The sequence below is a fragment of the Microbacterium sp. cx-55 genome (assembly GCF_021117345.1).
GTDB lineage: Bacteria > Actinomycetota > Actinomycetes > Actinomycetales > Microbacteriaceae > Microbacterium.
This window is the reverse complement of record NZ_CP088261.1, coordinates 1,486,255-1,498,122: the sequence shown is the minus strand read 5'-3', so window position 1 is coordinate 1,498,122 and position 11,868 is coordinate 1,486,255. Positions and strand designations below refer to the sequence as shown.

General features: G+C 67.9%; 12 protein-coding genes. 3 read left to right on the top strand and 9 right to left on the bottom strand.

Going from position 1 to position 11,868, the window contains the following annotated elements:
* Window position 1 precedes the first annotated feature (1 nt).
* From zwf to pgl, 3 genes are read left to right on the top strand one after another with little or no spacing between them, the layout of a single operon-like run.
* A complete protein-coding gene (gene zwf, locus LQ938_RS06985; protein ID WP_223721328.1) occupies window positions 2-1,552 on the top strand; it encodes a glucose-6-phosphate dehydrogenase in 1,551 nt (516 codons plus the stop codon).
* Complete coding sequence (locus tag LQ938_RS06980; protein WP_223721329.1) at window positions 1,549-2,493, top strand: glucose-6-phosphate dehydrogenase assembly protein OpcA; 945 nt, start codon at window positions 1,549-1,551, stop codon at window positions 2,491-2,493. The genes zwf and LQ938_RS06980 overlap by 4 nt, the downstream gene beginning before the upstream one ends.
* On the top strand, window positions 2,490-3,272 hold the full coding sequence (gene pgl, locus LQ938_RS06975; RefSeq protein WP_223721330.1) for a 6-phosphogluconolactonase: 783 nt from the start codon (window positions 2,490-2,492) through the stop codon (window positions 3,270-3,272). Before LQ938_RS06980 ends, pgl begins: the two co-directional genes overlap by 4 nt.
* Window positions 3,273-3,343: 71 nt before the next feature.
* Here the strand turns inward: pgl and LQ938_RS06970 are convergent, their stop codons facing one another.
* The 9 genes from LQ938_RS06970 to uvrC form a co-directional block, all read right to left on the bottom strand.
* Window positions 3,344-3,700 carry an RNA polymerase-binding protein RbpA gene (locus LQ938_RS06970; RefSeq protein ID WP_223721331.1) on the bottom strand — a complete coding sequence of 119 codons (357 nt, stop codon included), beginning with the start codon at window positions 3,698-3,700 and terminating at the stop codon, window positions 3,344-3,346.
* Window position 3,701: 1 nt separating this feature from the next.
* Window positions 3,702-3,953 (bottom strand): preprotein translocase subunit SecG, encoded by a 252-nt coding sequence (gene secG / locus LQ938_RS06965; RefSeq protein WP_223721332.1) that lies wholly within the window; start codon window positions 3,951-3,953, stop codon window positions 3,702-3,704.
* A gap of 106 nt (window positions 3,954-4,059) precedes the next feature.
* A complete protein-coding gene (gene tpiA / locus LQ938_RS06960) occupies window positions 4,060-4,851 on the bottom strand; it encodes a triose-phosphate isomerase (RefSeq protein ID WP_223721333.1) in 792 nt (263 codons plus the stop codon).
* Window positions 4,839-6,056 carry a phosphoglycerate kinase gene (locus LQ938_RS06955; protein WP_223721334.1) on the bottom strand — a complete coding sequence of 406 codons (1,218 nt, stop codon included), beginning with the start codon at window positions 6,054-6,056 and terminating at the stop codon, window positions 4,839-4,841. Before LQ938_RS06955 ends, tpiA begins: the two co-directional genes overlap by 13 nt.
* Before the next feature lie 10 nt (window positions 6,057-6,066).
* Entirely contained in the window at window positions 6,067-7,077 is a 1,011-nt protein-coding gene (gap, locus tag LQ938_RS06950) for a type I glyceraldehyde-3-phosphate dehydrogenase (protein WP_223721335.1), read from the bottom strand.
* A 148-nt stretch (window positions 7,078-7,225) separates the two neighbouring features.
* Entirely contained in the window at window positions 7,226-7,852 is a 627-nt protein-coding gene (locus tag LQ938_RS06945) for a superoxide dismutase (RefSeq protein ID WP_223721336.1), read from the bottom strand.
* Between the two features lie 160 nt (window positions 7,853-8,012).
* Entirely contained in the window at window positions 8,013-8,990 is a 978-nt protein-coding gene (gene whiA / locus LQ938_RS06940) for a DNA-binding protein WhiA (RefSeq protein ID WP_223721337.1), read from the bottom strand.
* A gap of 38 nt (window positions 8,991-9,028) precedes the next feature.
* Window positions 9,029-9,913 carry an RNase adapter RapZ gene (gene rapZ / locus LQ938_RS06935; protein ID WP_223721338.1) on the bottom strand — a complete coding sequence of 295 codons (885 nt, stop codon included), beginning with the start codon at window positions 9,911-9,913 and terminating at the stop codon, window positions 9,029-9,031.
* Window positions 9,914-9,940: 27 nt separating this feature from the next.
* Window positions 9,941-11,866 (bottom strand): excinuclease ABC subunit UvrC, encoded by a 1,926-nt coding sequence (uvrC, locus tag LQ938_RS06930; RefSeq protein WP_223721339.1) that lies wholly within the window; start codon window positions 11,864-11,866, stop codon window positions 9,941-9,943.
* Window positions 11,867-11,868 lie beyond the last annotated feature (2 nt).

Sequence of the window (11,868 nt, the reverse complement as noted above, 5' to 3'; positions counted from 1 at the left end):
GATGACTGTCGAGATCTCGCGCGGGCACAACCCCCTGCGCGACCCGGACGACCGGCGCCTGAACCGCATTGCGGGACCCAGCGCCCTCGTCATCTTCGGCGTGACAGGAGACCTGTCACGCAAGAAGCTCATGCCCGCCGTCTACGACCTGGCCAACCGCGGTCTGCTGCCTCCCGGCTTCGGACTCGTCGGTTTCGCGCGTCGCGACTGGGAGGACGAGGACTTCGCCCAGGTCGTGTACGAGGCCGTCAAGGAGCACTCGCGCACCGAGTTCCGCGAGGAGACCTGGGCCCAGCTCCTGCAGGGCATCCGCTTCGTGCAGGGCGAGTTCGACGATCTCGACGCGTTCCGCCGTCTTCGTGAGACGGTCGAAACGCTCGACGTCGAACGCGGCACGATGGGGAACCACGCGTACTACCTGTCGATTCCGCCGAAGGACTTCCCGATCGTCGCGCAGCAGTTGAAGGCGTCGGGGCTCGTGGATGACACCGCGGATGCCTCCGACCGCTGGCGCCGCGTCGTGATCGAGAAGCCGTTCGGCCACGACCTCGACTCGGCCCGCGCCCTGAACGACGCGCTCCGCTCCGCGTTCCCGACCGATTCGATCTTCCGCATCGACCACTACCTCGGTAAGGAGACGGTGCAGAACATCCTCGCGCTCCGTTTCGCCAACGAGCTGTACGAACCGATCTGGAACCGGAACTACGTCGACCACGTGCAGATCACGATGGCCGAGGACATCGGCGTCGGCGGACGCGCCGGGTACTACGACGGAATCGGCGCGGCTCGCGACGTCATCCAGAACCATCTCCTGCAGCTTCTCGCGCTCACCGCGATGGAGGAGCCGATCAGCTTCGACGCGACGCAGTTGCGGGCGGAGAAGGAGAAGGTGCTCGCCGCGGTGACGCTGCCCGAGGATCTGAGCCTCGCGACCGCTCGCGGTCAATACGGCGGCGGATGGCAGGGCGGCGAGAAGGTGCGCGGCTTCCTCGAAGAGGACGGGATGGACCCGAACTCCACGACCGAGACGTACGCCGCCATCAAGCTCGAGATCAACACGCGACGCTGGGCCGATGTGCCGTTCTACCTGCGCACCGGAAAACGCCTCGGCCGACGCGTGACCGAGATCGCAGTCGTCTTCAAGCAGTCGCCCGAGCTGCTGTTCGGGCGCAGCGCCACGGCAGGACAAGGCCAGAACGCCCTCGTCATCCGGGTGCAGCCCGACGAGGGCGTCACCATCCGGTTCGGCTCCAAGGTTCCCGGCGCCGACAACCAGGTGCGCGACGTGACGATGGACTTCGGCTACGGCCATGCGTTCACCGAGGCGAGCCCGGAGGCGTACGAGCGCCTCATCCTCGACGTTCTGCTCGGCGATCCGCCGCTGTTTCCGCGCCACGAAGAGGTCGAGCTCAGCTGGAAGATCCTCGACCCGATCGAGAAGTTCTGGGAGGCTCAGGGCGGCGCTCTCGAGCAGTACTCCCCCGGTTCGTGGGGTCCGAGCTCGGCGGACGAGCTCCTCTCCCGCGATGGACGCACTTGGAGGCGCCCGTGATCGTCGACCTGCCTGACACGACCGTCAGCAAGATCTCCCGTGCCCTCATCGACGTGCGCGAAGAGGGCGGGGCAGTGGCCCTCGGCCGCGTCCTGACGCTCGTGATCGCCACGCGGCGCGGCATCGAGGAAGAGGCCATCGAGGCCGCGAACGATGCCTCGCGGGAACACCCCATGCGCGTCATCGTGCTGCTAGACACTCCGGACGGCGACGCTCGGCTCGACGCGCAGATCCGTGTCGGCGGAGACGCCGGCGCGAGCGAGGTCGTCCTGCTGCACGCGTACGGCGCCGCAGGCTCCAACACGGAGAGCCTGGTGACGGGACTTCTTCTTCCGGATGCCCCGGTCGTCGTGTGGTGGCCCGAGGACACCCCGCCCGTCCCGTCGCAGTCCGCGCTCGGCCGAATCGCTCAGCGTCGCATCACGGATGCGGCAACCCAGGAAGACCCGCACACGTGGGTCCAGGGACTCGGCGCGAACTACGCTCCCGGCGACACCGATCTCGCCTGGACCCGGCTCACCCGGTGGCGCGAACAGCTCGCTGCGGTGCTCGACCAGCCGCCGTACCAGGAGGTCACCGCCGCCGAGGTTCTGGGTGGGGCGGATTCCCCGTCGACTCCGCTTCTCGCGGCATGGCTCACGCTGCAGCTGAAGATCGATGTGTCGTGGCGCTATCTCGACGCGTCGGAGTGGGCGCACGGCATCAAGTCGGTGCGGCTCACCCGCGAGGATGGCGACATCCTCCTGGAGCGTCCCGACCCGGCGACCGCCGTGCTCACCCAGCCCGGGCAGCCGACGCACGAGCTGGCGTTCCCGCGCCGCTCGCTGCGTGAGTGCCTGGCGGAGGAGCTCCGCCGTCTCGACCCCGACGCGCTGTACGGGCGCGTGATCACGGAGGGGTGCGACCTGGTCGAATCCCGCACGGAGAGCGAGACCCGATGACATCGCAGGTCGCGGAGAAGCAGGTCGTCGTTCGCGCCGACCCCGACGCCCTCGCTCGGGCGGTGGCTTCGCGACTGCTCAGCCGCGTATCGAAGCGCGTTGTCGAGGGCAAGCTCGCGCATGTCTCGCTGACGGGCGGATCGATGGCGGGCCAGGTGCTGGCTGCCGTCGCCGCCCACCCGCGACGTGCCGAGATCGACTGGTCGCTCGTGCACTTCTGGTGGAGTGATGAGCGGTTCGTTCCGCGCGGCTCCGCAGACCGGAACGACGCGGTGGCCGCGGCGACTCTCTTCGACCTGATCGACATCCCGGCCGATCACATCCATGCGATGGCCGCGTCCGACGACGGTCTCGATCTCGACGCGGCGGCGGACGCCTACGCGGCCGAGCTCGCACGATTCGCCGACCCGGCGGTCGGCGCCTGGCCGTCGTTCGACGTCTGCTTCCTGGGTGTCGGACCCGATGCGCATATCGCGTCGCTGTTCCCCGACCGCCCGGAGATCAGCATCACCGATCGTGCGGCGGTGCCGGTGCGCGAGTCGCCCAAGCCGCCCGCCGAACGCATCACGATGACGCGACCGGTGATCAATTCCTCCAAGCGCGTCTGGATGGTGCTGGTCGGCCCAGACAAGGCCTCGGCGCTCGGCCTGGCCCTCGCCGGAGCCAGCTACCAGAGCGTTCCCGCAGCGGGCGCCAAGGGACGCAAACGGACGGTGTTCTTCGTCGATGAGGCGGCCGCCGGCAAGGTGCCGCCGGAGCTCATCGACATCGACTACTGAGCGGCGCCGAGTCGCTCACATGATGAAGGGGCGGATGCAGCTGCATCCGCCCCTTCATCATGTACCGGTGGTCAGCTCTGACCGCGCCGATCGCGAACCTTCTTGAGCGCATCGTCGAGGAGCTCGACGGCTTCGTCGTCGGTGCGACGCTCTTTCACATAGGCGAGGTGCGTCTTGTAGGGCTCGGCCTTCGCCACGGCCGGCGGGTTCGCCTGGTCGCGACCGGCCGGGAGCCCCGAGTGCGGGGAGTCGATCGTGTCGGGGATCTCGTCTTCGGTGATGCCGGCAGCGAAGTACCGGGTCGTCTCGTTGCCGAGGGCATCCCAGTAGGACACCGCGACGCGGTCGGCGTGGTACCCGTGATCCTGCTCGCCCATCGGGCCGGCGCCGACACGAGTGCCGCGGATCGCGTTGCCTCCGGTGGCCATGTCAGACCAGTCCGGAGAACTTGGTGACCAGACCCAGGGCCACGATCGAGACGAACCAGGTGAGCGCGAGAACGACCGTGAAGCGGTTCAGGTTGCGCTCGGCAAGGCCGGATGATCCCATGGTCGAACTCATTCCGCCACCGAACATGTCGGAGAGGCCGCCACCGCGGCCCTTGTGCAGCAGGATGAGCAAAGTCAGCAGAAGGCTCGTGATGCCGAGGAGCACCTGGAGCACGAACTCGAGGATCTGCACTGTGGTCGTACCCTTTCCCGGCGACCCGTCGGACCGCACAAGGGTTAAGTATAGCGAGCCGGGCGGACGCTTCCGGGAGGCCGGTCGGACCGGCCTCCCGGAAGTGTCACACGCCGACGTGCTTCTGGAATCGGATGATGGCAGCGAACTCGTCCGCAACGAGGCTCGCCCCGCCGACGAGCGCGCCGTCGACGTCGGGCTCACGCAGGAAGCTGGCGATGTTGCTCGACTTCACAGACCCGCCGTAGAGCACACGGGTACGCGCGGCCGCGTCGGCACCGAGGGTCTCCGCGACCACCTCGCGGAGCTTCGCGCACACCTCCTGCGCCTGATCGGGCGTCGCCGCCTGGCCCGAGCCGATGGCCCAGACCGGCTCGTACGCCACAACGATCTCGGCGTCCGCCGCGACGCCCTCGAGGGCGACGCGCAACTGGCCGACCGGAACAGCGCTCGCGCCGAACTCTTCGAGGTCTGCGGCGGTCTCACCGACGCAGATCACCGGGCGAAGCCCGTGGCGGAGGGCCGCAGCGACCTTCGCGGCCACGACCTCATCCGACTCGGCGTGGTACTCGCGACGCTCGGAGTGCCCGATGATCACGTATGCGGCATCCAGCTTGGCGAGGAACGCGCCCGAGATCTCACCCGTGTACGCGCCCGAATCGTGCGTCGAGATGTCCTGCGCGCCGAGGGCGAACGGGATCTTGTCGGCATCGATGAGGGTCTGCACCGTCCGAAGATCGGTGAACGGCGGGAACAGTGCCACCTCGACGGTGTCGGACTCGTGCTTCGCGTCCTTCAGCGTCCAGTGCAGCTTCTGCACGAGCGCGACGGCCTGGAGGTGGTCCAGGTTCATCTTCCAGTTACCCGCGATGAGCGGTGTTCTGGTCACAGCGACCATCCGAGGACCTCCAGTCCGGGGAGCTTCTTACCTTCGAGGAACTCCAGGCTCGCTCCGCCGCCGGTGGAGATGTGACCGAAACGGTCGTCCGAGAACCCGAGCTGACGCACGGCGGCCGCGGAGTCGCCGCCACCGACGACGGACAGTCCGTCGACCTCGGTGAGCGCCTGAGCGACGGTCTTGGTTCCGCTCGCGAAGGCCGGCATCTCGAACACGCCCATCGGCCCATTCCAGAACACGGTCTTGCTGCCGCGGATGGCGTCCGCGAAGATCTTCGCGGTCTCCGGCCCGATGTCGAGGCCCAGACCGGAGGAACCGTACGGAGTGTCTTCGAGAGCGTCCGCGGCGGCGACCACGTGGTCCGCATCCGCACTGAACGACGAAGCAACGACGGCGTCGACCGGGAAGATCAGCGTGACGCCGCGCTCCTTGGCCGTCGCGATGTATCCCTTGACGGTCTCGATCTGGTCCTTCTCGAGCAGGCTGGCCCCCACGGGGTAACCCTCGGCCGCGAGGAACGTGAACATCATTCCGCCGCCGACCAGGATCGTGTCCACTCGCGGCAGCAGGTGCGCGATGACGCCCAGCTTGTCGCTGACCTTCGACCCGCCGAGCACGACCGCGTACGGGCGCTCGGGGTTCTCGGTCAGACGGTCGAGCACGTCGACCTCGGTCTCGATCAGGAGACCGGCCGCCGACGGGAGCAGCTCGGCCAGGTCGTAGACACTGGCCTGCTTGCGGTGCACGACACCGAACCCGTCCGAGACGAGCGCGTCGCCGAGCTCGGCGAGCTGCTGCGCGAACGCACGGCGCTCGCCCTCGTCCTTCGAGGTCTCTCCGGGATTGAATCGGAGGTTCTCGATGACGGTGACGTCGCCGTCCTGAAGCGAGGCGACAGCCTCGTGGGCCGACACCCCCACCGTGTCGCGAGCGAACGCGACGGGCTTTCCGAGCAGCTCCGACAGTCGCTGCGCGACCGGCTCGAGGCTGTACTTCGGGTCGGGTGCCCCATAGGGTCGTCCCAGGTGGGAGGCGACGATGAGGCGGGCGCCCTGATCGATCAGGGCGTTGAGGGTGGGAAGCGTCGCCCGAACGCGACCATCGTCCGTGATGACCCCGTCCCGCAAGGGGACATTGAGGTCAGCACGGACGATGACGCGCTTACCGGCGAGCGACCCCAGCGAGGCAAGGGTGCGCAGTGCCATGATGAGGCGCTTACAGGCTCTCTGCGACGTACTCGGTCAGGTCGACGAGACGGTTGGAGTAGCCCCACTCGTTGTCGTACCACGCCGAGACCTTGACCAGGTTGCCGCTGACGTTGGTCAGCTCCGAGTCGAAGATCGAGGAGTGCGGGTTGCCCTGGATGTCGCTGGAGACGATCGGGTCCTCGGTGTACTGCAGGTAGCCGGCGAGGCGACCGTCGGCCGCCGCAGCCTTGTACGCGGCGTTGACGGACTCGACGGTCAGGCCCTCGGTGGGGGTGACGATCGTGAGGTCGACGATGGAGCCGGTGGGCACGGGCACGCGGTACGAGGAACCGCTCAGCTTGCCGTTCAGCTCGGGCAGCACGTGGCCGATGGCCTTCGCGGCACCGGTCGAGGCCGGAACGATGTTGATCGCCGCGGCGCGGGCACGACGAAGGTCGCTGTGCGGGCCGTCCTGCAGGTTCTGGTCGGCCGTGTACGCGTGTGCGGTCATCATGAAGCCGCGCTCGATGCCGAACGCGTCGTTGAAGACCTGCGCGAGGGGCGCGAGGCAGTTCGTGGTGCACGACGCGTTCGAGATGATGGCGTCGGTCTCGGGGTTGTAGTCGCCCTCGTTGACACCCATGACGATCGTGACGTCGTCACCCGTGGCGGGTGCCGAGATCAGGACCTTCTTTGCGCCGCCGGCGACGTGCTTCTTCGCGTCCTCGGCCTTGGTGAAGCGGCCGGTCGACTCGATGACGATGTCGACTCCCAGCTCGCCCCAGGGGAGGTTGGCGGGGTCGCGCTCTTCGAAGACCTTGATCTTCTTGCCGCCGACGGTGATCGAGTCCGCGTCGTACGACACCTCTTCGGTGAGCGGGCCGCCGACGGAGTCGTACTTCAGCAGGTGCGCGAGCGTCTTGTTGTCGGTGAGGTCGTTCACCGCCACGATTTCCAGGTCAGCTCCCTGCGCGAGTGCTGCGCGCAAGTAGTTGCGTCCGATACGGCCGAAGCCGTTGATGCCGATCTTGACAGACACGGTGTCTCCCGTTTTCTCGTCGCGCCGTAGCGCCTTATCTTTCCCGAGATGGACCCCCGGGACGGAACCGAAAACAGGGTGCATCGGCTCCGAAGAAGAGGATGCCGGAGCCCCGCAAAAGCGAGGGCTGCGCGGCATCCTCACCTGATCATGACACTACCAGCAGGCCTGCCGTCTTCTCCCGAGCCGTGACAAAGCGGGTCTGAACATTGGCCCAGTCGGTGATGTTCCAGAACGCCTTGACGTAGTCGGCACGGACGTTCTTGTAGTCGAGGTAGTACGCGTGCTCCCAGACGTCGAGCAGCAGCAGCGGCACGGAGCCAGCGGCGAACTGCGACTGCTGGTCGAAGAACTGCTGGATGATGAGGTTCTCACCGATCGAGTCCCAGAACAGACCCGCCCATCCGGAGCCCTGGACGCCCAGCGCCGCGGCCGTGAAGTGGGCCTGGAACTTGTCGAACGAACCGAAGTGGTCGGTGATCGCGGACTCCAGCTCGCCGGTCGGCTTGTCGCCACCGTTCGGAGACAGGTTCGTCCAGAAGATCGAGTGGTTCGTGTGGCCGCCGAGGTTGAACGCGAGGTCCTTCTCGAGCTTGTTGATGTTGGCCAGGTTGCCCGAATCCCGGGCTTCGGCCAGCTGCTCCAGCGCGGTGTTGGCGCCGGTGACGTAGGCCTGGTGGTGCTTGCTGTGGTGCAGCTCCATGATCGTTCCGCTGATGCTCGGCTCGAGCGCGGCGTAGTCGTACGTGAGTTCGGGCAGCGTGTACTTTGCCATAATCTCTTCTTCCTGTCGGCGCCGCGCCGAAGTCCTCGGAGCGACGAGGGGACGACCCCATCCTACTGAGGGGCAACCCGGATTCGAGAGCCTTGATTCCCCCGAATGACAGGACGAACGGGCCGCGCGTGTCGGCGCCGCATCCGTCCGCCCGTGCGGGTCAGTCGTCGGCGCCGACGGGGACGGCGGACTCCGTGCCCGGCACGCCGTCGATCTCGGCCTGCTTGTCGGCCATCGCCAGAAGGCGCCGGATGCGGCCTGCCACGGCGTCCTTTGTCATCGGTGGATCGGCGTGGTGGCCGAGCTCGTCGAGGCTCGCGTCGCGATGGGCCAGGCGCAGGTCGCCCGCAGCCTTCAGGTGCTCGGGAACGGAGTCACCGAGGATCTCGAGCGCCCGCTCGACCCGCGCGCATGCGGCCACCGCCGCCTGAGCGGAGCGGCGCAGGTTCGCGTCATCGAAGTTCACCAGGCGGTTGACCCCGGCGCGCACCTCGCGGCGCTGACGCAGCTGCTCCCAGTCCTGCGCGGCCTTCCGCGCGCCCATCTCGTGGAGGGCGGAGCGGATGGCCTCTCCCTCGCGCACGACGACGCGCGGCACGCCGCGCACCTCGCGGGCCTTGGCGGGGATGCCGAGGCGGTGTCCCGCGCCGACGAGGGCCATGGCGGCCTCTCCGGAGGGGCAGGAGACCTCGAGCGCGGCGGAACGGCCGGGATCGGTCAGCGTTCCGGTCGCGAGGAATGCGCCACGCCAGATCGCGGCGAGGTCATGACGGGCGCCGGTCGTGAGCTTGTTCGGCAGGCCGCGCACCTGGCGGCGGCGCTGATCGAGTAGACCGGTCTGCCGCGCGAGCGTCTCGCCGCCCTCGATGACGCGCACCGCGTACGAACCCCCGGTGCGGCCCGAGGTGCCCTGTACGTGGGCGAGTTCGGGGCGCACTCCGTAGATCTCGACGAGTTCACGAGCGACCCGTCGCGCGAGCGCTTCGGAGTCGACCTCGGCTTCGACGGCGACGCGACCGGCGATGGAATGCAGCCCTCCCGCGAAGCGCAGGATCGCCGTCAGTTCGGCCACTCTCGCAGAGGGACGCGGGTCGCGTCCGGCGATCAACTCGGCCTTGACGTCGGCGGTCAGGGGCACGGCACTCCTCGGGTCGGGGCGGGAAACGACATTCCAGCCTACTCGCGACCGAGGTCGCGATGCGTCACACCCACCGCAACACCCGGCACCTCGGCGAGCCGTTCCGCGAGTTCTCGCACCATCACGACCGAGCGATGCTTGCCGCCCGTGCACCCGATCGCGATGATCGAGTGACGCTTGTTCTCGCGCTGATAACCCGCGAGAACGGGGGCGAGCGCAGCGGAGTAGGCGTCGAGGAACTCGCGGGCGCCCTCCTGGTCGAGCACAAAATCGCGCACTTTCTCGTCTTCACCGGTCAACGAGCGGAGTTCGTCGGTCCAGTAGGGGTTCGGAAGAAAACGCATGTCGGCGACGATGTCGGCATCCGCCGGAAGCCCGTACTTGAAGCCGAAGCTCATGAGCGTGACCGTGTGCGGCGCCGCGCCCTCGGCCGCGAACAGTTCCGCGACGCGGCTCGTCAGCTGGTGGACGTTGTACGACGACGTGTCGACGATGAGGTCGGCGTTCTCCCGGAGCGGCGCGAGACGCGCGCGCTCGCGGTGGATTCCATCGACGATCGTGCCGCCGGCCTGCAGCGGATGCGGACGACGCACGGCCTCGAACCGGCGGACGAGCACGTCGTCGCTCGCGTCCAGGAAAACCAGACGCAAGTGCCGGCCGTCGCGGAGCGACCGAGTGATCTCGGGCAGACTGCCGAACAGGTCGCGTCCGCGCACGTCGACGACGACGGCCACCCGCGGCACCGCTCCCCCGGCGCGCTCGGAGAGTTCCAGAAGCGGACGCAGCATGGTCGGCGGAAGGTTATCGACCACGTACCAGTCGAGGTCTTCGAGCGCGTTCGCGACGGTCGATCGCCCGGCGCCGGACATACCCGTGACGATGAGCACCTCACCGGCGCTGGTCGTCACCGCGGGTTCCGACATGTCTACCCCTGTCGTCGAGCTTCCAGCCTACCGATTCGTCAGGTGCTCGTGCACCGTCGCCGCGAGCTTCGGACCGATGCCGGGCAGCTCCGTGATCTGCTCCGGCGTCGCCTCCCGGAGCGCCGCGACCGACCCGAAGTGCCGCAACAGCGCCTTGATCCGGGTGTCGCCGAGCCCGGGGACTTCGGACAGCACGCTCGAGATGTCGCGCTTGCGACGCTTGCGCTGGTGCGTGATCGCGAACCGGTGCGCTTCGTCGCGCAGGCGCTGCAAGAGGTAGAGCGCCTCCGACGTGCGCGGCAGGATGACCGGGAAGTCCTCCCCCGGCAGCCACACCTCCTCGAGACGCTTCGCAATGCCGCACAGCGCGATCTCGGTGTGACCGGAGTCCGCCAGCGCACGCGCCGCAGCCGCCACCTGAGGCTGTCCGCCGTCGACGACGAGCAACTGGGGCGGGTACGCGAACCGCGGGCGCTTGCGGGTCGTCGCCACGACCTCGTCGCCGTCGGCGGACGCCGTGACGTCGATGGCGGCCGCCGCGATCTCCGCATCCGACTGCTCCTCGGGGCGATCGAGGTACGCGAGGCGACGCGTCATGACCTGGTGGATGGAGTCGGTGTCGTCGGTCGTCTCGGGGATCCCGAACGTGCGGTACTGATCCTTCCGGGGCAGGCCGTCCTCGAACACGACCATCGAGGCCACCACGTTCGTTCCCGACAGGTGCGAGACGTCGTAGCATTCGATCCGCAGCGGCGCTTCGGCGAGCTCGAGCGCCTCCTGCAGATCGGTGAGCGCCTGCGTCCGAGCGACGTAGTCGCTCGTGCGCCGCGTCTTGTAGAGCATCAGGGCCTGCTGCGCGTTGATCGTCGCCGTGCGCATCAGGTCGGCCTTCCCGCCGCGCTGGGCGACCTGGATCGTCACGCCCTTGCCGCGCTTGTCCCGAAGCCACTGCTCGAGCTCGGCGGCATCTTCCGGAAGCGTCGGCACGAGCACCTGCTTCGGGATGTCGGCCGCGGAGGCATCACCGTACGTGCGCTGGATGACCTGGTCGACGAGGTCCGCGCCGGAGATGTCGATCTCCTTCTCGATCGTCGTCGCGCGCACCCCGCGCACGCGCCCACCGCGGACGACGAAGTGCTGCACCGTGGCGGCGAGTTCGTCCTCCGCGATCCCGAAGAGGTCCGCATCCGTGTCATCCGGCAGAACCAGGGCGCTCTTGACCAGCACCGCCTCGATCGCCTGCAGCTTGTCGCGGTAGTCGGCGGCCGCTTCGTAGTCCATCGCCGCGGCGGCTTCCCGCATCCGGGCCGAGAGCGCCTTCGTGAACCGCTGGTCTCCACCTGACATGAACGCGACGAAGTCATCGACCATCGCGCGGTGCTCGTCGATCGTCACCTTCATCGAGCAGGGGCCGCCGCATCGGCCGATCTGGCCGGGGAAGCACGGACGACCCGTCGCCATCGCCTTCTTGTACGACGAATCCGAGCAGGTGCGGATGGGGAAGACCTTGATCATGAGATCGATCACGTCGTGCACGGCCCAGATCTTCGGGTACGGCCCGAAGTACTTCGCCCCCTTGATGCGCCGGTTGCGCGTCACGATGACCCGTGGCGCCTCGTCGGCGAGGGTGATCGCCATGTACGGGTAGGACTTGTCGTCCTTGTAGCGGACGTTGAAGGGCGGTGTGAACTCCTGGATCCACATGTACTCGAGCTGCAACGCCTCGACGTCGCTGCCGACGACGGTCCATTCGACCGACGACGCGGTCGTCACCATCCGGCGCGTGCGCTCGTGCAGCGTGTGCAGCGGAGCGAAGTAGTTCGAGAGCCGCGCCCTCAGGTTCTTCGCCTTGCCGACGTACAGGATGCGGCCCTCGGCATCACGGAAGCGATACACCCCCGGACTCGTGGGGATCTCGCCCTGCTTCGGCCGATAGGGCAGAACGGACGGCACGA

Excerpts from the sequence above, each read along its gene's own strand:
- LQ938_RS06970 (WP_223721331.1), bottom strand. The coding sequence starts at position 3,700 with ATGGCCACCGGAGGCAACGCGATCCGCGGCACTCGTGTCGGCGCCGGC.
- LQ938_RS06955 (WP_223721334.1), bottom strand. The coding sequence starts at position 6,056 with ATGGCACTGCGCACCCTTGCCTCGCTGGGGTCGCTCGCCGGTAAGCGC.
- tpiA (WP_223721333.1), bottom strand. The coding sequence starts at position 4,851 with ATGGTCGCTGTGACCAGAACACCGCTCATCGCGGGTAACTGGAAGATG.
- zwf (WP_223721328.1), top strand. The coding sequence starts at position 2 with ATGACTGTCGAGATCTCGCGCGGGCACAACCCCCTGCGCGACCCGGAC.
- rapZ (WP_223721338.1), bottom strand. The coding sequence starts at position 9,913 with ATGTCGGAACCCGCGGTGACGACCAGCGCCGGTGAGGTGCTCATCGTC.
- pgl (WP_223721330.1), top strand. The coding sequence starts at position 2,490 with ATGACATCGCAGGTCGCGGAGAAGCAGGTCGTCGTTCGCGCCGACCCC.
- LQ938_RS06945 (WP_223721336.1), bottom strand. The coding sequence starts at position 7,852 with ATGGCAAAGTACACGCTGCCCGAACTCACGTACGACTACGCCGCGCTC.